The following is a 21741-nucleotide window of genomic DNA, read 5'->3' as shown; positions in this document are numbered from 1 at the left end:
GTAACTAAAAAATATATAAAAAATCAGTATCAATACCCTAGCCCAAGCTTTTGGGGAAAGCAACGCCCGGTCGAAACTTATAAATTGAGATAGCGATTCATGTCCAGTATCCCGGCTTCCAGCGGTGTGGTTTGCTGCAGGTAGCGGTGCATGTCGTGAAAGTAGAACCAGAACCGTGGGTGGGTGCGCCGAATGCCAAACCGGTCTGCCAGGGGATGGATGTCTTCGGCGCGTTTCATGGTGATCAGGGCCGTGACAAATTCGGGCAGCTCCTCCTGCTTTACGTTGAAGATGAAGTTGGGATAACTGCCGACCACACCGGGCAGTATCGTCAGGGTATTGTTTTCCGGCCGCAGGCGCAGATTTTCCCCCAGCATGAAGGCGACGTTAGTGTGGTCCCGGTTATGAATCAGGCTATAGATTTGCCGCTGATCGCCGCTTTCGATGCGTAGCAGAGTGACTTCCGGCAACCATTGAATGGCGGGCAGCCTGGCGGCAGTAACGCCGGTGAGGCGTTTTAACTGGTACTCGATGTCCTGCTGTCGGCCGTTGACTGTACTCGGCTCGTCCGGCTTGACACAGTCTGGTTGCTGGCAGCGATTGAGGCTATCGACGGGGCCGGCGACTGGAGCCAGCGCAGTGAGCACCTGTTGACCAAAGTCGGCCAGTGGCTGCCGGGGGGTCACCTCGATGCGACTGGGAGTCTGTTCGTCCACATCCGCATAGCTGGTGAACAGCTTGATACGGGCGCTGTTGTCATACCAGCGGTGCAGCAGCGGGTTTCGCTGCTTGCTCGGTAAAAAGCGCAACAGGTTGGCCTCGGCACCGTTGCGGATAAGATCGAAATACAGCCGGGTCTGCGCCTGATGCGACACGTTGCCATAGACGTTGAAATTGGCGACCAGTGCGTAGTAGGTGCGCTCCAGCAGTGGGTAATCCATCACCCACATGGTGGAGGGGGTGTCTCCCTGCCAGCCGGTGACCACACTGGCACTGTTGTGGTGACGAAATACGGTGAGCAGGGCGTCCCGATTCTTGTCATCGCCATTCCATATATGCGCGAGGTCGGGGCCTTGCGGATAGTGCCGGGCGTAAGTCTGCTGGCGGGCGGTTTGATAGTTGTTACGGGCATCGCGATGGGCAATCCAGTCTGTGCCCAGGCTCAACAGGTTGGCGTTCAGCCCGGGCAGGGTCAACCATTCTTTGACGCGGGTTCGATAGCTGGCATCGGTAACAAAGAGATCGTATTCGGGCTCCTGAAAGGCCACCCAGAACTGATCCCGAATCACATCGGTGGCAATTTGCCCACGACAGACGGGTCCTCGAATAAAGGAGCGCACGAAGTATTGCGCATCATCCAGCAAATATTGATAGCGCGAGCGTGCGGGTATGGCGGCATAGGTAAAAAAAGGATTGGCCGCCTGATCCGGGCCGTAACCGGGCATGGTTTTGACGGTCCATTTGGGCTCCAGAAAAAGCTGCTCCAGTCGCTTCATCTTGTCGTTATTGAGTGGATAGATGATATGGGTTTTGTGTATGCGGCTTTCCAGTCGTGGCCGTAACCGATAGTAAAAGGTGCCCTGCGGGTCATCCGTTGGCCTGGTGGTGGCAATCACCTCTATGGGCTGGCCTGCGGGAGTACGGGAGCGTACCAGTTCGAAAAAGGTGTGCTGGCCGTCTTTGGCTGTATCACTAAAATAAAGATGAGCCAGAAACCAGTGCTCATAAAGATAACGGGCGACCAGTTGGTGACGAGGGCTGTTACGATTCAGCCAGGTCTCCCATTGAGTGACGGCCTGCTGCAGCTCGGCAGACAAGGTCGGTTGTTGTTCGGGTACGGGGGCACCTTGTGCCAGCCAGGTGGCCATGGTCCGGTATTCTCTATCGGTAAGACCGGTCACGGCAAAAGGCATACCGGCCTGCGGGTGCTGGCGGGCGAAGCTGCCGAATTCGTCGGCCTTGCTGCACTGATTGGCGCGGGTAATGGCAATATCCAGCTGTTCCGGCAATCGCTCGTTGTTACTCCAGTCAGACTGTTGGCCCAGTGCCAGCATGCGCAGCATCAATGCCGCCTCGCCATTCCGGTTATCAATCACACTGAAAAAGCCCCGTTGGCGCCAGGCCGGCTCGCCCATGGCATCGGTGTACAGTCGGTTGGGCTCGGCATTTTTGGTGCGGGTGCCGTCGTATACCCGCTGTTTGCTGGCACCGCGTTTTACGCCTTCGTGACTGGTGAGCTTGAGCTGGCAGGGAGCGTCGTAGCAGGCATGGCAGGCGACGCATTTCTGTTCGAAAATGGGCTTGATATCGCGCCGGTAATCGAGCACCTGGTTGCGGCTATCTGACCGCTCCGGGGTCACTGCGGGTGCCGAGTAGGACGGCTTCATCATCGGCAAAAAGGTGGCGAGTATCACCAGTGCCAGCAGTAACCGGGATCCTTGTCTCATGACTAAACCTTGTTTTAGGTATCTGATAGGGTGGTACCATGTGGCTATCTTCGGGTAAAGAGGAAATGCATTATGATGAAAATACCTGGCTGGGCTTTGCTTGTTTTATCGACTTCGCTGTCGGCCAATACCATCAGCACCCGGCCACCGGTGGAGCTGAATATTGCCTCGAACCTGGAGCCGGTATGTTTTTATGCGGATCAGCGTTATTCGAGAGGGTCGGTGATTGAAATGGGCAAACAGTTGTTTGTTTGCGAGCGGGAACAGTCATTCGAGCAGAATGGTCGCCTGAGCTGGCACCCGTTTCCGCTGGCGCCGGAACACAAGCCCCAATAACAGGAGCCAATCATGGATTTTATTCGCATCATCATCGCCATTCTGTTGCCGCCGCTGGGGGTGTTTTTGCAGGTCGGCATCGGTAAACACTTCTGGATCAACATTCTGCTGACCCTGCTGGGCTATATTCCCGGCATCGTACATGCGGTGTGGGTCATTGCCAAAAAATGAGTGATGATTCCACAGATCATGAAGCCACTACCCGGCGGTTGGAACGATTGTCCTGGCTGCTGGACAGTGCCGTTCGGCTGCCCGGTGGCTTCAGGGTGGGGGTCGACGGCATTATCGGGTTGGTACCGGGTATCGGCGATCTGGTCGGCGCCGGCCTGTCGTCTTACATCATACTGGAGGCGGCGCGCATGAAGCTGCCCGCCGGGGTGCTGGCTCGTATGGGGCTGAATGTGTTGCTGGAGCTGGGCATCGGCATCATCCCCATCTTCGGCGATCTGTTCGATTTTGCCTTCAAGGCCAACCGACGCAACGTACGTCTGATGACGGATTATCTTCGGCATAAGAGCAAGTAATACCAATCCCACTAAACAAATGATCTATTTCATTTTCGTATAAAAGTCGAACAAAGGGCCCGCTCCGCCGACTCGCCATGTGACATGACACTCGCTGTTTCAGCCTACTGCGAATATTCACTGGATATTCGGTCAGGCTGAAACGGCTCGTCACGGCGAGCAAGCTCGCCCCCTGGGGGCTCAGCCGCGCCATCCGTGGCGCGGATGGTCGGCTGAGCAGATCCCTTTGTCCTCCTTGATACACCGGCGTTGCCTGTTAGCGCCGTCTACAGACAACTCGATGCTCGAGAAGAGGCAACAGAGAACGGCTCCCACGACCGTGAAATGCCATGGACGGCATTTCCGAGCCCCCACGGATGGGTTCATGGCGTGTCGTGGGAGGCGGCTGTGTTGCCTCTGATCTGAGGCCTTAATATGATCAGATCATTACTGGAATTGGTATAACGAGTTGGATGTTGTGTGGGCTGACGATGTCGGCTTTTGCTGTACGGATGAGGGAGACGGTATCGGGTTAAATCGGTGATGCGCGCGGTATGCCGTGTTGACTCAAGCCTGTTTCTTGACCGGCTCGGCGTCCAGATCCAGGATGACCTCGCCTTGTGGGCGACAGCAGCAGGGCAGAATGTCGCCGGCGGGTACAAAAGCCAGCGGCTCTTGCTGGTAGCTGACCGATCCCTCTAGCAGGGTAGTGCGGCAAGAGCCGCAGTAACCACTGCGGCACTGATATTCCACCGCATGACCGGTGCGCTCCAGCCCTTCGAGCAGGGTTTCACCTGCTCGAAGTTCAAAGTTCAGCGCTCGGGTGCAGACACGGCTCACAGCTCGAAGTCACCCAGATCGTCATGATTCATTTGCGAGTCGATCTGACCCACCAGGTAGGAGCTGACTTCTACCTCTTGCGGGGCCACCTGCACGTTGTCGGATGACAACCAGGCGTTGATCCACGGAATCGGGTTCTGCTTGGCATCGTTAAATGCCGGGGCCAGCCCCACCGTCTGCATGCGCAGATTGGTGATGTATTCCACGTACTGGCACAGAATGTCCTTGTTCAGGCCGATCATGGAGCCGTCCTTGAACAGGTATTCGGCCCATTCCTTTTCCTGAATCGCCGCATCACGGAACAGCTCGAAACACTGCTGCTCGCATTCTTTGGCGATTTGCGCCATTTCCGGATCGTCGTCGCCACTGCGCAGAATATTGAGCATGTGCTGGGTGCCCGTCAGGTGCAGGGCTTCGTCGCGGGCAATCAGCTTGATGATTTTGGCGTTGCCTTCCATCAGCTCGCGCTCGGCGAAGGCGAAAGAGCAGGCGAAGCTGACGTAGAAGCGAATGGCTTCCAGTGCATTGACGCTCATCAGGCACAGGTAGAGCTTTTTCTTCAGCTCGTAACGGCTGATGCTGATCGGTTGACCTTTGAGCTCATGCTCACCTTCACCAAACAGATGGTAGAGGTTGGTGTATTCGATCAGCTGGTCGTAGTAGCCGGCAATGCTGCCGGCACGCTTGAGGATCTGCTCGTTGGCCACGATATCGTCGAACACGGTCGCCGGGTTGTTGACGATGTTGCGGATGATATGGGTGTAGGATCGCGAGTGAATGGTCTCGGAAAAGGCCCAGGTTTCAATCCAGGTTTCCAGCTCGGGAATGGACACCAGCGGCAACAGGGCCACGTTGGGGCTGCGGCCCTGAATGGAGTCGAGCAGGGTCTGATACTTCAGGTTGCTGATGAAAATATGCTTTTCATGGTCCGGCAGCGCCTGGTAGTCGATTCTGTCCTGAGACACGTCCACTTCTTCCGGGCGCCAGAAGAAAGACAGCTGCTTCTCGATCAGCTTTTCGAAGATATCGTATTTTTGCAGATCATAACGGGCCACGTTCACCGGATTACCGAGGAACATGGGCTCTTTCATATGATCGTTCTGAATTTGACTGAAAGTGGTATAGGACATTTCTATTATTCCGCGCATAAAGGCGGGGTTTGACCCCGCCAGCATCAATTATATTTTGCAGGCGCCGCCGGCACAGCCGTCATCTTCCTGCATGTCGTTCTGGGCGTCGGCCGCACCGTCACGGGTGTTATGGTAATACAGGGTCTTGAGGCCGAATTTATAGGCGGTGAGCAGGTCTTTCAACAGCTGCTTCATCGGCACCCGGCCACCGTCGAAGCGGGCAGGATCGTAGTTGGTGTTGGCTGAAATGGCCTGATCGACAAACTTCTGCATTACGCCCACCAGCTGCAGGTAACCGTCGTTGGACGGCATCTGCCACAGCAGCTCGTACTGGTTCTTCAGCTCGGCGTATTCCGGCACCACCTGCTTGAGGATACCGTCTTTAGAGGCCTTGACCGACACCAGACCACGGGGCGGCTCTATGCCGTTGGTGGCGTTGGAAATCTGGCTCGAGGTTTCTGACGGCATCAGCGCGGTCAGGGTGCTGTTACGCAGACCGGTGCTCTTGATCTCTTCACGCAGGCTTTCCCAGTCCAGGTGCAGCGGCTCCTGGCAGAGCTTGTCCAGATCCTTTTTATAGGTGTCTATCGGCAGCACGCCCTGGGAATAGGTGGTCTCGTTAAAGGCCGGGCAGGGGCTGAATTCCTTCGCCAGCTTGACCGAGGCTTTCAGCAGATAGTACTGAATGGCTTCAAAGGTCTTGTGGGTCAGACCGATGGCGCTGCCGTCGGAATACTTGACGCCGTTTTTGGCCAGGTAATAGGCGTAGTTGATCACGCCTATGCCCAGAGTACGACGGTTCATGGAGCCTTTCTGGGCGGCCAGCAGCGGGTAGTCCTGATAGTCGAGCAGGGCGTCCAGCGCACGTACTGCCAGTTCGGCCAGCTCTTCCAGTTCACTCAGGTCGCTGATGGCGCCCAGGTTGAAGGCCGACAGGGTGCACAGGGCAATTTCGCCGTTCTCGTCGTTGATGTCCATCATCGGCTTGGTGGGCAGGGCGATTTCCAGACACAGGTTGCTCTGGCGCACCGGGGCCACCGCCGGGTCGAACGGGCTGTGGGTGTTGCAGTGATCCACGTTCTGGATATAGATACGACCGGTGCCGGCACGTTCCTGCATCATCAGCGAGAACAGCTCCAGCGCCTTGAGGGTACGCTTGCGGATGCTGCTGTCCTGCTCGTACTTGACGTACAGCTCTTCAAATTTCGCCTGATCTTCGAAAAAGGCGTCGTACAGGCCGGGCACGTCGGAGGGCGAAAACAGGGTGATGTCGCCGCCCTGGATCAGGCGCTGGTACATCAGGCGGTTGATCTGCACGCCGTAGTCCATGTGACGCACGCGGTTTTCTTCCACGCCGCGGTTGTTCTTCAGTACCAACAGCGATTCCACTTCCAGGTGCCACATGGGGTAGAACAGGGTGGCGGCACCACCACGCACACCGCCCTGAGAGCAGCATTTAACCGCGGTCTGGAAGTGTTTGTAGAAAGGAATACAGCCGGTATGGAAGGCCTCACCGCCACGGATGGGGCTGCCCAGGGCGCGAATGCGACCGGCGTTGATGCCGATGCCGGCACGCTGGGACACATAACGCACGATGGCGCCGGAGGTGGCGTTGATGGAATCCAGGCTGTCGCCGCACTCGATCAGTACGCAAGAGCTGAACTGACGGGTCGGGGTGCGCACGCCGGACATGATGGGCGTGGGCAAAGACACCTTGAACTGGGACACCGCATCATAGAAGCGGGTAACAAAGCTCAGTCGAGTATCTTTTGGGTACTTGGAGAACAGACAGGCGGCTACCAGCATATAGAGGAACTGCGGGCTTTCGTAAATCTCGCCGGTCACCCGGTTCTGTACCAGGTATTTGCCTTCCAGCTGCTTGACCGCCGCATAGGAGAAGGTCAGATCGCGGTCATGATCCAGGTGTGCGTTCAGGGCATCGAGCTCGTCGCGGCTGTAATCGGCCAGAATATGCTGGTCGTACTTGTCCATCTCGGTGAGGCGGGCAACGTGATCATAAAAATGGGGTGGCTCGAACTGACCATAGGCCTTCTTGCGCAGATGGAACACGGCCAGGCGGGCGGCCAGATACTGGTAGTCCGGGGTCTGCTCGGAGATCAGATCGGCGGCGGCCTTGATGATGGTCTCGTGAATATCTTCGGTGCGGATACCATCGTAGAACTGGATGTGTGACCGCAGCTCCACCTGGGAGACGGAAACATTGTCCAGCCCTTCGGCAGCCCAGGTGATGACTCGATGGATCTTGTCCAGATCGAGGTGCTCCTTGGCGCCAGAACGTTTGGTAACCAGCAGATGTTTATTCATGAAACTGACCTTCTCCCAGTGGTGTTGCGTCTACTTCGGCAAAAAACATCCCGTGTCATCAATACCCTACATAGTGTGGTTGATGGCCGGAAGAAGCACAACATCTAGTTGTCTTGTGTGATGATGGGCACAATATAGTGGGTTAGCTCACAATTCTCAAGCCGGTGGATGCCGGTAAAGCTTGTGGATAATCTGTGATCTCTCGCCAAAGGTTTGTACTTACTAACGTCTATCCCTTTGGGAGTCTGGCGCTGGCAAATGGCTGCTTGTTTTATGCCCGGCGAGAAAGATTTTTAAAAATATTTGGCTTGCAAAAAAGGGGTATTGGAGATCCCGCCGGATCTTTCATCACTTGGCGTCGAATGTGTCTTTCAGCCAGTCGGTCAGCGCAAAAACCGTGCCGTGCTGATGATCCGCCTGCCAGTGGTTCGGGTCTTCGTCGGCGGAAATATAACCCCAGGCGGCCGCCACCGTGGTCATGCCGGCGGCGCGTCCGGCTTCTATATCGCGTTTGTGATCGCCGATGTAAATACAGCGCTGTGGCGCAACCAACAGCTGCTCGGCCGCAAACAGCAAGGGAGCGGGATGCGGTTTCTTGTAGGGCAGGGTATCGGCACTGACGGTCACGCCACAGTGACGAAACAGCGCCAGTCCGGCCAGCAAGGGATCGGTGAGCGCGGCGGGCTTGTTGGTGACCACCCCCCAGGGAATGCGGCTCATGTTCAGCCAGTCAAGCAGGGCCGGCACCCCGTCGTAGGGGCGGGTATGATGACAGAGGTTGTCACCGTAAAAGCGCAGCATCTGCCCCCGCAGCTGCTCCAGCCCGTGATGCTCGATCAATGCCGGATGAATGCCGGCCCTGAGCAGGGCATAGGAGCCGTCCGAGGTGGTGCATTGCAATACCGCTTCGGTCAGGGCGGGCAGCCCCAGGCTCTCTATGACATGGTTGGCGGCGGCCCCCATGTCTCCGGCCGTGTCCAGCAGGGTTCCATCCAGATCGAACAGCACAGCGTCAAAGGTCATTGATTACTCCGGCTTGATGGCATGCACCATGTAGTTGACGTCCGCATCCCGGCTGAGCTTGAAGGTGCCGGCCAGCGGTTGATAGACCACACCGCTGATGTCTTTGACCACCAGACCGGCCTGCTCTATGTAGCTGCACAGTTCGGCGGGAGTAATAAACTTACGGTGATCGTGGGTACCTTTGGGCACCATTTTAAACAGATGCTCGGCCGCCGCTATCATCATCAGCCAGGCCTTGGGATTGCGGTTGATGGTGGAAAACACCAGGGTGGCACCGGGTTTGGCCAGGTCGGCGCAGGCCTGCACCACGGAGGCGGGCGCGGGCACGTGCTCCAGCATTTCCATGCAGGTGACCACATCAAACTGTCCCGTATGCTCTGCGGCCACCTGTTCGGCGGTGCTCTGACGGTAATTGACGCTCACGCCCATTTCCAGCGCGTGCAGCCGGGCCACCGCCAGTGGCTCCTGTCCCATGTCGATACCGGTCACTTCGCCACCTTCCCGGGCCATGCTTTCGCTGAGAATGCCGCCGCCACAGCCAATATCGATGATCTGTTTGCCGAACAGCCCATCGGCCTTGTCGGCAATCCAGTTCAGACGCAAAGGGTTAAGCCGGTGCAGGGGCTTGAAGTCGCCTTCCAGATCCCACCATTGGGAGGCCATGGCTTCGAATTTTTCGATTTCCTGTTGATCTACATTCACGGGCAACGCCTTAAACGATGGTCAGATTAATGTGCAGAGCGGCCATTATAGCCCAGTCGGTTTTCGCTGCCAGCATGACTGCTCCCTGCACGCATTTGTATGGTAGAATGATGCGTTTTTTATTGCGATATCAACAATAAACTGGGGACAAGGCTTTCTATGACCGATCTGGCCCGAGAAATCATGCCGATAAACATCGAGGAAGAGCTGAAACGCTCTTACCTGGATTACGCCATGAGCGTGATCGTGGGGCGGGCGCTTCCCGATGTTCGAGATGGTTTGAAACCTGTACATCGCCGCGTGCTGTTCGCCATGAACGAGCTCGGCAACGACTGGAACAAGCCCTACAAGAAATCGGCCCGTGTGGTAGGTGATGTAATAGGTAAATATCACCCGCACGGCGACAGTGCCGTATACGACACCATAGTGCGCATGGCACAGGATTTTTCCATGCGTTATACCCTGGTCGACGGCCAGGGTAACTTCGGCTCGGTGGATGGCGACTCCGCCGCCGCCATGCGTTATACCGAAGTTCGCATGGACAAGATTGCCCACGAACTGCTGGCCGATCTGGATAAAGAGACCGTCGACTGGGTGCCCAATTACGACGGTACCGAGATGATACCGGCAGTGATGCCGACCAAGGTACCCAACCTGCTGGTAAACGGTTCTTCCGGTATTGCCGTGGGTATGGCCACCAATATTCCGCCGCACAACCTCAACGAGGTGGTGGACGGCTGTCTGGCACTGATTGACGACGAACACATCAGCATCGATCAGCTGATCGAGCTGATTCCGGGACCGGATTTTCCTACCGGCGGCATCATCAACGGCAAGTCCGGCATCATCGATGCGTACCGTACTGGTCGCGGCAAGATTTATGTGCGTGCCCTGGCCGAGGTGCAGACCGACGAGAAGACCGGTCGCGAAACCATTATCGTGTCCGAGCTGCCGTATCAGGTGAACAAGGCCCGGCTGATCGAGAAAATCGCCGAGCTGGTCAAGGAAAAACGCATCGAGGGCATCAGTGCCCTGCGCGATGAGTCCGACAAGGACGGCATGCGCATCGTGATTGAAGTGCGCCGGGGTGAAGTGGGCGAGGTGATTCTGAACAACCTCTATTCACAGACCCAGATGCAGAACGTGTTCGGCATCAACATGGTGGCGCTGGACAACAACCAGCCGCGCATCTTCAACCTGAAGGACATGCTGGAATGCTTTATTCAGCATCGTCGTGAAGTGGTGACGCGTCGTACCGTGTTCGAACTGCGCAAGGCGCGGGATCGGGCGCACATCCTGGAAGGTCTGGCCATCGCACTGGCCAATATCGACCCGATTATCGAGCTGATCCGCCGCTCGCCGACCCCGGCCGAAGCCAAGGCCGGCCTGGTCGGTCAGGGCTGGGAACTGGGTAATGTGGCCAGCATGCTGGAGCGTGCCGGTGATGACGCCGCGCGCCCCGAGTGGCTGGAGCCCGAATTCGGCATTCGCGAAGGTGTCTATTACCTGACCGAGCAACAGGCCCAGGCCATTCTTGAGCTGCGACTGCACCGCCTGACCGGCCTCGAGCACGAGAAAATTCTCGAGGAATATCAGAATCTGCTTACCCTGATTGCCGAGCTGCTCTATATCCTGAACAGCCCGGAACGATTGATGGAAGTGATTCGGGAAGAGCTGGAAGCGGTCAAGGTACAGTTCGGCGATGCCCGTCGTACCGAAATCACCGCCTCCAGCGCCGAGATCAACATCGAAGATTTGATCACGCAGGAAGACGTGGTGGTGACCCTGTCCCATCAGGGCTACGTGAAATATCAGCCGCTGACCGATTATGAAGCCCAGCGTCGCGGTGGCCGTGGCAAGTCGGCCACCAAGATGAAGCAGGAAGACTTTGTGGAACGCCTGCTGGTGGCCAATACCCACGACACCATTCTGTGCTTCTCGACCGCCGGCAAGGTGTACTGGCTCAAGGTGTATCAGTTGCCGGAGGCCAGTCGTGCCGCCCGTGGCCGACCCATCGTCAACCTGTTGCCGCTGGATGGCGATGAGCGGATCACCGCGATTCTGCCGGTGCAGGAATATGCCGACGACAAGTATGTGTTCTTCGCCACTGCCGACGGCACCGTGAAGAAAACCAGCCTGTCGGCCTTCAGCCGGCCGCTGGCGTCCGGTATTCGTGCCATCAACCTGCGCGAAGGCGACGAGTTGATTGGCGTCGATATCACCGATGGCAGCAACGAGATCATGTTGTTCTCCGATGCGGGCAAGGTGGTGCGTTTCGCCGAAGGTAGCGGCCATGCCGACGTGGAAAGCCACGACGAGCAGGGCGAGTCCGGTCTGGAAGAAGGCGAAGGGTCAGACAGCGACGCCGCCGAAAGCAAGGGCACCTTCAAGGGCGTACGGCCCATGGGGCGTACCGCCTCCGGTGTGCGCGGCATTCGCCTGGCGGGGGATGACAAGGTGGTGTCACTGATCATTCCGCGCGGCGAAGGCCCCATTCTGACCGTGACCGCCAATGGTTACGGCAAGCGTACCGCACTGGAAGAGTACCCGACCAAGAGTCGCGGCACCCTGGGCGTGGTGTCGATCAAGGTCAGCGATCGTAACGGCCCGGTTGTCGGCGCCATTCAGGTGGACGACAGCAACGAAATCATGCTGATCACCAACGGCGGCATTCTGGTGCGCACTCGCGTGCTGGAAGTGAGCCTGATCAGCCGTAACACCGCCGGCGTGCGTTTGATCCGTACCGGAGAAGACGAGCAGGTGGTGGGTCTGCAGCGTATCGAAGAACCCGAAGACGATGATGAGCTGATTGACGGCGAGGGCGATGCCCCGACCGGCGAACAGGCCGACGTTGAAGTCGACGGCCAATCTGACGTTGACGGGAACGACGAACAGCAGGACCCGGACAGTGAAGCGTAAATAACGTGCATTGAGAACAAGGGGCCCCAGCGGCCCCTTTTGTTCAACTGTGATTCAATACACAAAATCACTTTGACTTGGCCGTCTGGACGTGTAAAAACGATAGGGTGGTGGTGATAACAACGGGTACCGGCGTGATGCGGCCGTGTTATCGATTATTCAGCGTATAGGTAACTCAGGGAAAATGGAGAAGATGGTTTATAACTTCAGCGCGGGTCCGGCCATGTTGCCGGTTGAGGTCATGCAGCAGGCTCAGGCCGAGTTTCGCGATTTTAACGGTCTGGGTGTGTCGGTGATGGAGCTCAGTCATCGCGGCGCCGACTATATGGCGGTTGCGGCCCAGGCCGAGCAGGATCTGCGTGACTTGATGCAGGTGCCGGACAATTACAAGGTGTTGTTTCTGCAGGGCGGTGGCCGTGGCCAGTTTGCCGCCGTGGCGCTGAACCTGATGGGCAAGAATGCCAAAGCCGATTACATCGTTACCGGCCAGTGGTCGAAATCCGCCGTGGCGGAAGCGGAAAAAGTAGGCAAGGTTCGGGTGCTGGACGGCTTTGCCGCCACCGAAAGCGGCCCGCGTGCCTTGGCCGACCAGTGGGACCTGGACCCGAACGCCGCCTACGTGCACTATTGCCCGAATGAAACGGTGGAAGGTATCGAGTATCACTTCGTGCCCAACACCGGCAATGTGCCGCTGATCGCGGACATGTCTTCTACCATTCTGTCTCGCCCCATCGATGTCAGCAAATTCGGCCTTATCTATGCCGGCGCCCAGAAAAACATCGGCCCGTCCGGTCTGGCGGTGGTAATCGTACGTGAAGACCTGCTTCAACAGGCCTGCCCGCATACTCCGGCGATCATGGACTATGCAGCCATGGCCAAGGCCGATTCCATGCTGAACACGCCGCCAACCTACGGCTGGTATCTGGCCGGTCTGGTATTCCAGTGGCTGAAGCGCCAGGGTGGCCTGGACGCCATGGGTGAGCGTAACAAGGCCAAGGCCGAGCTGCTGTACAACTATGTGGATGCTAGCGATTTCTACAGCAACAATGTAAATCTGCAGGCTCGTTCCTGGATGAATATTCCGTTCCAGCTGAAGGACGACAGCCTGAACGAGGCCTTTCTCAAGGAAGCGAAGGCCGAAGGGCTGCTGGCGCTGAAGGGCCACCGCATAGTGGGTGGTATGCGTGCCAGCCTGTACAACGCCATGCCCATCGAAGGGGTACAGGCGCTGGTGGCCTTCATGGACAAGTTCGCCAAGCAACACGGCTGAACCAATAGCAGTAGGTTGGTGATGAGCGAAGCGAATCCCAATATTACCTACCACTGTGAGTCCGCAATGCGAAGCAGCAGTGCGGTTACGCTCCGCCGACACGCTTCAAGCCCATCCATGGGGCGCTCAGCAAATGCCATCCATGGCATTTGACGGTCGGCTACGGCAATCCCCACTACTGCTTCGTGAAGCTTCGGCGCTGCCTGTTTGCCGTAGATTGGGCTGAGCGAAGCGAATCCCAAAACCTGGAAATCGGCAGGTTAGAGAAAACAGCGCTGGATGAAATGGCGGCATCAATTTGTAGCCGCCACTTCAGTTGGCGGGCCTTGCGGAGCAAGGAATTAAAAAACACATACAAGGAGTCACTGTGAGTATTGATTATCTGGCCCTGGCCAATGCCGGGGTAGAGAAGTTACACCCTTATCAGCCGGGCAAGCCGGTGGAAGAGCTGGAGCGCGAGCTCGGCATCAGCAACAGCGTCAAGCTGGCATCCAACGAAAACCCCATGGGCCTGGGCGCCAAGGCCAAAGCGGCCATCGAGCGGGTGTTGCCGGAGCTGGCGCGCTATCCGGACGCCAACGGCTTTGCTTTGAAGACCAAGCTGGCCGACAAGCTGGGGGTCAATACCGACCAGCTTATCCTGGGCAACGGCTCAAACGAGCTGATCGACCTGGTTTACCACACCTTCGTCTCGCCCGGTCAGCAGGTGGTCTTTTCCCAGTACACCTTTATTGTGTACGCCATGGCCACTCAGGCTCATGGCGCCGAAGCGGTGGTGGTGCCGGCCAAAGACTTCGGCCATGATCTGGATGCCATGGCCGCAGCCATTACCGAGCAGACCAAGCTGGTGTGCATCACCAACCCCAATAACCCCACCGGTACCTTTCTGACCAGGACCGAGCTGGAAGCCTTTCTGAGCAAGGTGCCGAAGCAGGTGCTGGTGGTACTGGACGAAGCCTATACCGAGTATGTGGCCGAGGACGAGCGGCATCCGTCCATCGACTGGCTGGCACAATACCCCAACCTTATCGTGTCGCGTACCTTCTCCAAGGCCTATGGTCTGGCGGGTCTGCGGGTGGGTTATATGGTGGCGCATCCCGAACTGATCGGTGTACTGAACCGGGTGCGCGAGCCCTTCAACTGCAACAGCCTGGCATTGGCGGCGGCAGAAGCGGCGCTGGGTGATGAGGTTTATCTGTCCGAGGCGGTCGAGTTGAACCGGCGCGAAATGGCCCGTTACGAAGCCTTCTTCGAGAAGCGTGGTCTAAGCTATGTACCGTCTCGCGCCAACTTCATTACCCTGGATCTGCAACGTGATGCGGCCCCGGTGTATGGAGCGCTGTTGCGCGAGGGGGTCATCGTCCGCCCCATTGCCGGTTATGGTCTGCCGACCTGTCTGCGCATCAGCATCGGGCTGGAGCAGGAAAACCAGCGTTGTATGGACGCGCTGGCCAAGGTGCTGGGTTGAGAACAGGCCGGCGCAAGCCGGCCTTTTGTTTACTTGCCCTGATGCATCAGCCCTGTTAACGTTTAGGGTATGTTGACCTTTCTCGATGATTTTTGCAGCAGCTTGTGGGGCCTTGATACAAGGCAGCGCTTATGCCGTGTAGTCACGCTACATAAATAAGCGATAACGCAGTAGCAAGGCCCCACAAGCGCTGCCCTGCGGGTTCGGCTAAACGCGTTTTTCTCTTTGTTGAGAGGACTTTGCTTAGAATGACTAGGCTACATCCCTCTCGCCGCGATAAAAACGCGTTTAACTCGAACAAAATTTCACCGCGAAAGGTCAACAGACCCTAGTCAGCCCCAGTTTTTGTTTATCCCGTATCTCCAGGAATCATATGGAAAGCCTTAAATTATCTCCTATTGCCCGGGTGGAGGGCAGCGTCAATCTGCCCGGTTCCAAATCCGTCTCCAACCGGGCGCTGCTGCTGGCGGCTCAGGCTCAGGGCACGACTCGCCTGACCAACTTGCTCGACAGTGACGATATTCGTTACATGCTGGATGCGCTCAAGACGCTGGGCGTGCAGTATGAGCTGTCGGAAGACAAAACCGAGTGTGTGGTACACGGCCTGGGTCGCGCCTTCAGTGCCGGTGAGCCGGTGTCATTGTTTCTGGGTAATGCCGGCACCGCCATGCGACCGCTGTGCGCCGCGCTCTGTCTGGGCACCGGTGAATTTACCCTCACCGGCGAGCCACGCATGTGGGAACGGCCCATCGGCCATCTGGTAGAAGCGCTGCGAGAAGCCGGCGCCGATATCAGCTATCTCAAGAATGACGGCTATCCGCCGGTGTTTATCAACGGCAAGGGAATGTGGGGCGGTGACGTTCATATCGACGGCTCGGTATCCAGTCAGTTTCTGACCGCGTTTTTGATGGCGGCACCCATGGCATCCGGGGATACCCGTATCCATATCAAGGGTGAGCTGGTGTCAAAGCCGTACATCGATATTACCCTGCATATCATGCGTCAGTTCGGCGTAGAGCTGGAGCACGACAACTACCAGACGTTTTACATCAAGGGCAATCAGACCTATATCGCGCCGGGTGACTTTCTGGTGGAAGGGGATGCGTCATCCGCCTCCTACTTTCTGGCCGCCGGTGCCATCAAGGGCAAGGTGCGGGTAACCGGTATTGGTCGCGACAGCATTCAGGGCGATATTCGTTTTGCCGATGTACTGGAAGCCATGGGTGCCAACATCACCTGGGGTGATGACTTTATCGAAGCCGAGCATGTGGCGCCGTTGCAGGCGGTGGACATGGACATGAACCATATTCCCGATGCGGCCATGACCATCGCCACCACGGCATTGTTTGCCGAAGGCACCACCCGCATTCGCAATATCTATAACTGGCGGGTGAAGGAAACCGACCGGCTGTATGCCATGGCGACCGAGCTGGCCAAGCTGGGTGTCGAGGTAGAAGAGGGTGAAGACTACCTGGTGATCATTCCGACAGCCAAACTGCAGGAAGCGGAGATTGCCACCTACAACGATCATCGTATTGCCATGTGTTTCTCGCTGGTAGCCCTGAGTGATACCCCGGTGGTGATCCTGGATCCCAAGTGTACCTCCAAGACTTTTCCCGATTACTTCGACAAGCTGGCCAGTATCAGCCTGAGCGACTAACATCAGAAAGGCCCGCCGAGTGCGGGCCTTTTATTTTTCAGTGATGCTTCATGTTTTCTAGGGTTTCCCGAGCCTTGATGTCGGCGGCGTCCAGCTCGGCGAGCACCCTCTCTATGTCTTCCTGCTGCTGGCGCAGGCTGGCACGTTTTTCGGCGATCATGGCCACCATGGAATGAAGCTGGGGACGAGAACGGTGATCGGCATCATAGAGTTCAAACAGTTCCCGCATCTCGGCCAGGCTGAAACCCAGTCGTTTACCACGAATGGTCAGCGCCAGTCTGAACCGGTCTTTATGGCTGTAGATACGGGTGTTGCCTCTGCGCCTGGGTGTCAGCAGTCCCAGCTCTTCATAATGGCGCAGGGTACGGGGAGTGATGTCGAACTCATCGGCCAATTCAGAAATACTGTAGGTCACTTCCTTATTGGGCATGACGACGACTCCTTGCTTTACAATGAACGGGATACAACAGAGAAGCAGACCTTACACGCATATGCGGGGGCTGTGAAGCCTGACTTTTGACTGATGGCGGAGATTACGCCAAGATGGTTTTTTGGGGTAACAGTGGAGGCGATGTGTTTATTTTCAAGGTGCAGGATCTAGAGGGCGGTCAGGCTGAAATTCGTATTCAGGCGCTTGACTGGAGTGAGCAGGGCGCTGTCGATTTTAGCTGCAACAGCGATCAACTGGCGGTGTTGCTGTTGTCGGGCTGTCGCTCCGGCAAGGGCTTTTTCGAGCTGTTGGCGGGAACCAAGCCGATGTATGTAGAGCAGTGGCTGGAATACCTGCAAGAAGAAGGGAGCCTTAGCCAGGTGGAGCTGAGCATTCACAGCCCGCTCGAACCCGGCTATGCCGAACTGTGCGGGCTGGACTCGGAACAGGTCAAAACGCTGCTGGATCTGGTTTATCAGGTGGGGGGGTTCAATCGCCTGCAGATCATGCGTTATCTTAAACATCGACACAGCCCGGCGACCATGTCGACACGCTACAACCCGGACGAGCTCAAGCGTTACCGTCACCTGGGAGAGCTTATCAACCAACTGATCCGCTTTAAATCGCCAGCCCCTTGAAGGTGTCGAAGTCTCCGGGTCTCGCCACCAGATAGCCCTGGATACCATCGATATGCATGGACTCCAGCAACTGTTTCTGCTCACCGGTTTCTACGCCTTCGGCAATCACATGGCAGCCCATGCGCTGTGACAGATCGACGATCATGCGCACAAATTGCTGGCTGGTGCTGTCTGCTTCCAGTTGCCTTACCAGCTGACCGTCCAGCTTGATATAGTCGGGCTTTATCTCTCGCAACAGTTGAAAAGAGCCGTAACCCTGGCCGAAGCGGCTGACCGCCGAGCGGGCACCACAACGACGAATCATGTCCAGCAGTCGCTTGCCGGTTACTCGCTGGTGTTGCAGTACCTGTTCATCCAGTTCAAACACCAGGCTGGCGCTCATTTCCTTGTCGCGCAGCAATACCCGTTCCAGCCAGATTAAAAAAGAATTCTGCTGCAGGCTGGCGGGTGTCAGGTTGATGGCCCAGCGCTGCCTGGGCAGTGCCTTGTGCTCTATCTGTTGCAGAATCATGTCGATGATCTTCTGTTCGAACAGCATCGACATGTTCAACCGCTGCAGCATGGCAAACACGGTGGTGGCCGGGTAGGTGCCCCCCTGATCATTAGGAAAACGGGTGAAAATTTCGTTATAGCCGGGCATGGCCTGTTTGCGAATTTGGGCGGGTTGTACCTGCAACAGAATCTTGTCTTCGTTGAGCATGTTCTGCAGCAGCTGACGCCATTCGCTTTCTCCCATTTCTTCATCACTGTTGTGTTTGAGTACCACACTCCAGCTATTGGGCTCTCGACCCTGAGACTGGGCCAGTGCCAGATCGGCTCTGATCAATACCTGCTCCGAGGGTTGCCCCGGCAGCAGTTGAGTGAAGCCGAGATAGGCGGCACAATCCAGTTCGTGTACATGCTGATAATGATACAGTTCCTGGTTCAATAGTGTGCCGAGGCGTTCCGCCAGCGGTTCGCATTGCCCTTTGGCCAACACCGCAATATCGGTACCACTGATACGATAGCCCCTGGCGCCCAGCTCGGGCAGAATGGCTTTACGCACCAGTTTGACGATGTCCTGCAGATATTGATCACCCGCCTGAAATCCGCGTTGAACATTAATACTCTGCAAGGCGCTGGCACGCACTATCATCAGGGTCGCGGTAGCCAGCTTGTTTTCATCGTTAAGCATCAGATCGAGATCACGACGAAAGGCAAAGCGGTTGCCAAGATTGGTCAGGCTGTCCTGATAGCTTTGTTGTTGTGCCACACCCAGTTGCTGTTGCAGATCTTCCAGCTGATGACGGTAACTCTGGTGCAGGCTGATGATTCCCTGTTCGACCGGGTCGTTACCACCGAGATGGCCCAGGTCGGGATCGAGCAGCAGAGACGTGAAATAGTGTTTTCTGGTTTCCTCATCTTTACGTCTGCGTCGGTGCAGAGCGGCAAAAATAAGCAGGTTGACCAGCGTCAGGGGGATGGACAACTGTAGCCACTGGGTGGTGGCCGGCTTGGTATCGAGTCGATAAAACACCCGGGTATCGCCGACGATTTCCTGATGAGGGGTTGATATCTGGCCAAACCACCATGCAGAGTGACTGGCCGGTAGCGGTTGCTCTATGGACAACTCGGCGAGGCCGGGTAGCAGGGCAGCCGATAGCTCCGTGGTGGTAACCTGTGTCAGGCGATCATGAGTCTGTTGTTCTTGAAGCTGAAGAGCATGGTAGCTGGCCCACCAGGGCAGCAAAATACTCAGCAAGATAATAATAGAGCCTGACAGTAGCAGAGCCTGACCAAAGGGACGAGTTTCCCGCATAGTCATTATCCTTATGAAAACGGGGCATCAGGGTAGATAGGGAACAGCTTGAAGAGCAATTGCTCAGGGGAGTATCATGAGCGAGCAGCATTGAAATGACAAGGAAAATGGCTCCCCCTGCTGGACTCGAACCAGCGACATACGGATTAACAGTCCGGCGTTCTACCAACTGAACTAAGGGGGAACAACTTTTTTAACGCTTTAACCTGAAATTGGCTCCCCCTGCTGGACTCGAACCAGCGACATACGGATTAACAGTCCGGCGTTCTACCAACTGAACTAAGGGGGAACAACTTTTTTAACGCTTTAACCTGAAATCTGGCTCCCCCTGCTGGACTCGAACCAGCGACATACGGATTAACAGTCCGGCGTTCTACCAACTGAACTAAGGGGGAACAATTTTTAACACTTTAACCTGAAATCTGGCTCCCCCTGCTGGACTCGAACCAGCGACATACGGATTAACAGTCCGGCGTTCTACCAACTGAACTAAGGGGGAAGAGGCATTGCTTGAATGCGAGGCGCATGTTAAAGGCTGCTCTGGTAGCTGTCAACACTCAAAAACACTTTGTCAGTGAAATCAGTTTGTTTGCTGCAAGAGTGCGCAAAAGTGGGCTAAATCTGCACCGTTGAACGTATAAAAGGCGGTTTTTGCGTTATTTGGCGGCTAGCTTGCCTTTATCGTCACCCTCGCGAAGGCGGGGGCCAGAGCCTTTGCTGGCGATCTGCAGTCTGATGGTTCTGCGCCACACGTCATGGATTTCCGCCTTCGCGGGAATGACGAGAAAAGAGGTGCGGGAATGACGACAGAACCACACAAGTTATGCGGGGTTACTTAGCAGGTCATCAAGTTGCTGTGCAGATATGGTCGTGATGAGCCGGACGTTTCAAAGCACCACGCCGGGTTATCACAACAGAACGGTTTTCACGTCCGCGTCGGTTGCTGATGAAGAATGAGGTTGATTGGCGAACCCAAGTCAATAATCTGCGTGGTCGAGTCGGCAAACAGATTTTGAGTAATTGCACTATTCTAATGTCAGCAATGTTGCTGTTACAACGCCTGCGATGGATACGTCTCAGACGGTGCAGGAAAGAGAAATATTTATTTTAGTTATCCGTGAAACAGTGGCTCTCGCCATGTATATATCATGGTGATATAAAGGTATATACATACTAATGATGTAATTCGACGCCAAGTCTGAGTAGCTTTTTTGTCTTTCCTTTAGTTCTTTGTGGTTTTTTATATCGGCTTTGCATCGACTTTCAGTATCTAAGTTTTTTTTGACGATCCAATAAAAAATAGTATCAAGTTAATTTATTTGTCACAGAAACAGGCTTATAGTAGATGCGTGATTAAGGTGCAGACTTGACTATAAAGTCTATTTTTAAAGTGCATTTGTTCAATTAGAATGAACGCCGCGCCTTCGATTTTTAAGTACCAGTATGATGCTGATCTTTAATAGCAGAGAAACAAAGGAGTGCTTTGATGTCGGATAAGAAAATTGTACTGGTTACCGGCGCCGCTGGCGGAATTGGTACAGAAGTGTGTCGCCTGTTTTTGAATAATGGATACAAAGTGGTGGCGACACACCGTCCGGGTAAAGAAGAGCAGGCCAATCAATGGCTGCAGGAAGAAAAACTGAACGGTAACGATATTCAATTGCTGGCGCTCGATGTCAGTGACCACAAGGCAGTCAGCGAAGTGCTGGCCGAAACCCTTCGTGATCTGGGACGCCTGGACGTACTGGTTAATAACGCCGGTATTACCCGTGATTCCACCTTCAAGAAAATGTCATGGGATCAGTGGCAGCAGGTGATGGAAACCAACCTTAATAGCCTGTTCAGCGTAACACAGCCCATCTTTAATTTGATGTGCGAGCAGGGCAACGGTCGCATTATTAATATTTCTTCGGTCAATGGACTGAAAGGCCAGTATGGCCAGGTAAACTATTCTGCCGCCAAAGCGGGCATGATTGGTTTTACCAAGGCGCTGGCTGCAGAAGGTGCCCGCTTCGGCGTTTGCGTCAATGCGGTCGCTCCCGGTTATACCGCCACGCCGATGGTTACGGCTATTCGTGAAGACGTACTGGACTCCATTAAAGCCACTATTCCCATGAAACGACTGGCAACCACAGAAGAAGTGGCCGGTGCGGTATTGTATCTGGCCGGTGAGCACGGTGGTTACGTAACGGGTGAAACGCTGTCGGTCAACGGCGGCCTTTACATGCAATAACAGTAAGTCCCAACAATTT

General features: G+C 55.8%; 17 protein-coding genes and 4 tRNA genes. 9 read left to right on the top strand and 12 right to left on the bottom strand.

The window, feature by feature from the left end:
- Nucleotides 1-77: 77 nt before the first annotated feature.
- The gene (locus ABD827_RS06140; RefSeq protein ID WP_344963302.1) at nt 78-2447 is read right to left on the bottom strand and encodes a fatty acid cis/trans isomerase; all 2370 of its coding nucleotides are present in this window, start codon (nt 2445-2447) and stop codon (nt 78-80) included.
- A gap of 72 nt (nt 2448-2519) precedes the next feature.
- Here ABD827_RS06140 and ABD827_RS06135 point away from each other — a divergent pair, with 72 nt between their 5' ends.
- From ABD827_RS06135 to ABD827_RS06125, 3 genes are read left to right on the top strand one after another with little or no spacing between them, the layout of a single operon-like run.
- Nucleotides 2520-2783, top strand: a complete 264-nt coding sequence (locus ABD827_RS06135) for a DUF1496 domain-containing protein (protein ID WP_344963300.1) — start codon at nt 2520-2522, stop codon at nt 2781-2783.
- Between the two features lie 12 nt (nt 2784-2795).
- A complete protein-coding gene (locus ABD827_RS06130; protein ID WP_104487697.1) occupies nt 2796-2954 on the top strand; it encodes a YqaE/Pmp3 family membrane protein in 159 nt (52 codons plus the stop codon).
- Nucleotides 2951-3307 (top strand): DUF4112 domain-containing protein, encoded by a 357-nt coding sequence (locus ABD827_RS06125; protein ID WP_344963296.1) that lies wholly within the window; start codon nt 2951-2953, stop codon nt 3305-3307. Before ABD827_RS06130 ends, ABD827_RS06125 begins: the two co-directional genes overlap by 4 nt.
- Before the next feature lie 546 nt (nt 3308-3853).
- Here the strand turns inward: ABD827_RS06125 and yfaE are convergent.
- From yfaE to ubiG, 5 genes are all read right to left on the bottom strand, one after another.
- The gene (yfaE, locus tag ABD827_RS06120) at nt 3854-4126 is read right to left on the bottom strand and encodes a class I ribonucleotide reductase maintenance protein YfaE (RefSeq protein WP_344963294.1); all 273 of its coding nucleotides are present in this window, start codon (nt 4124-4126) and stop codon (nt 3854-3856) included.
- Complete coding sequence (gene nrdB / locus ABD827_RS06115) at nt 4123-5256, bottom strand: class Ia ribonucleoside-diphosphate reductase subunit beta (RefSeq protein WP_298720572.1); 1134 nt, start codon at nt 5254-5256, stop codon at nt 4123-4125. The genes yfaE and nrdB overlap by 4 nt, the downstream gene beginning before the upstream one ends.
- A gap of 48 nt (nt 5257-5304) precedes the next feature.
- Nucleotides 5305-7581 (bottom strand): class 1a ribonucleoside-diphosphate reductase subunit alpha, encoded by a 2277-nt coding sequence (gene nrdA, locus ABD827_RS06110; protein ID WP_344963291.1) that lies wholly within the window; start codon nt 7579-7581, stop codon nt 5305-5307.
- 348 nt (nt 7582-7929) lie between these two features.
- Nucleotides 7930-8604: an HAD family hydrolase gene (locus tag ABD827_RS06105; RefSeq protein WP_344963289.1), complete on the bottom strand. Its 675-nt coding sequence runs from the start codon at nt 8602-8604 to the stop codon at nt 7930-7932.
- Nucleotides 8605-8607: 3 nt separating this feature from the next.
- Nucleotides 8608-9306 carry a bifunctional 2-polyprenyl-6-hydroxyphenol methylase/3-demethylubiquinol 3-O-methyltransferase UbiG gene (gene ubiG, locus ABD827_RS06100; RefSeq protein WP_344963287.1) on the bottom strand — a complete coding sequence of 233 codons (699 nt, stop codon included), beginning with the start codon at nt 9304-9306 and terminating at the stop codon, nt 8608-8610.
- A gap of 159 nt (nt 9307-9465) precedes the next feature.
- Here ubiG and gyrA point away from each other — a divergent pair, with 159 nt between their 5' ends.
- From gyrA to aroA, 4 genes are all read left to right on the top strand, one after another.
- Nucleotides 9466-12225, top strand: coding sequence for a DNA topoisomerase (ATP-hydrolyzing) subunit A (gene gyrA, locus ABD827_RS06095; protein WP_344963284.1), 2760 nt, complete (start codon nt 9466-9468; stop codon nt 12223-12225).
- Nucleotides 12226-12409: 184 nt separating this feature from the next.
- Nucleotides 12410-13495 carry a 3-phosphoserine/phosphohydroxythreonine transaminase gene (gene serC / locus ABD827_RS06090; protein ID WP_344963282.1) on the top strand — a complete coding sequence of 362 codons (1086 nt, stop codon included), beginning with the start codon at nt 12410-12412 and terminating at the stop codon, nt 13493-13495.
- 367 nt (nt 13496-13862) lie between these two features.
- On the top strand, nt 13863-14963 hold the full coding sequence (gene hisC / locus ABD827_RS06085; RefSeq protein WP_344963280.1) for a histidinol-phosphate transaminase: 1101 nt from the start codon (nt 13863-13865) through the stop codon (nt 14961-14963).
- A gap of 373 nt (nt 14964-15336) precedes the next feature.
- On the top strand, nt 15337-16623 hold the full coding sequence (gene aroA / locus ABD827_RS06080) for a 3-phosphoshikimate 1-carboxyvinyltransferase (RefSeq protein ID WP_344963278.1): 1287 nt from the start codon (nt 15337-15339) through the stop codon (nt 16621-16623).
- Nucleotides 16624-16660: 37 nt separating this feature from the next.
- Here aroA and ABD827_RS06075 read toward each other — a convergent pair whose 3' ends face one another.
- A complete protein-coding gene (locus ABD827_RS06075) occupies nt 16661-17053 on the bottom strand; it encodes a MerR family transcriptional regulator (RefSeq protein ID WP_298720587.1) in 393 nt (130 codons plus the stop codon).
- A 143-nt stretch (nt 17054-17196) separates the two neighbouring features.
- Between ABD827_RS06075 and ABD827_RS06070 the strand changes: the two genes are divergently transcribed.
- Nucleotides 17197-17691: a hypothetical protein gene (locus tag ABD827_RS06070; protein ID WP_298720589.1), complete on the top strand. Its 495-nt coding sequence runs from the start codon at nt 17197-17199 to the stop codon at nt 17689-17691.
- Here the strand turns inward: ABD827_RS06070 and ABD827_RS06065 are convergent.
- The 5 genes from ABD827_RS06065 to ABD827_RS06045 all read right to left on the bottom strand — a co-directional run bounded on the left by ABD827_RS06065 (nt 17672) and on the right by ABD827_RS06045 (nt 19988).
- Nucleotides 17672-19489, bottom strand: a complete 1818-nt coding sequence (locus tag ABD827_RS06065) for an EAL domain-containing protein (RefSeq protein ID WP_344963275.1) — start codon at nt 19487-19489, stop codon at nt 17672-17674. The genes ABD827_RS06070 and ABD827_RS06065 overlap by 20 nt on opposite strands.
- 108 nt (nt 19490-19597) lie before the next feature.
- A tRNA-Asn gene (locus tag ABD827_RS06060) sits at nt 19598-19673 on the bottom strand.
- 29 nt (nt 19674-19702) lie between these two features.
- A tRNA-Asn gene (locus ABD827_RS06055) sits at nt 19703-19778 on the bottom strand.
- A 30-nt stretch (nt 19779-19808) separates the two neighbouring features.
- Nucleotides 19809-19884 (bottom strand) — tRNA-Asn (locus ABD827_RS06050).
- 28 nt (nt 19885-19912) lie between these two features.
- Nucleotides 19913-19988: transfer RNA gene (locus tag ABD827_RS06045), tRNA-Asn, on the bottom strand.
- Between the two features lie 987 nt (nt 19989-20975).
- Between ABD827_RS06045 and phbB the strand changes: the two genes are divergently transcribed.
- Nucleotides 20976-21722: an acetoacetyl-CoA reductase gene (phbB, locus tag ABD827_RS06040; protein ID WP_344963273.1), complete on the top strand. Its 747-nt coding sequence runs from the start codon at nt 20976-20978 to the stop codon at nt 21720-21722.
- The last annotated feature ends 19 nt before the right edge of the window (nt 21723-21741 follow it).

The sequence above is a fragment of the Oceanisphaera sediminis genome, assembly GCF_039539745.1.
Classification (GTDB): Bacteria; Pseudomonadota; Gammaproteobacteria; order Enterobacterales; family Aeromonadaceae; genus Oceanimonas; species Oceanimonas sediminis.
Note: the sequence above shows the minus strand (reverse complement) of the source record. Positions and strands in the feature narration are given on the sequence as shown.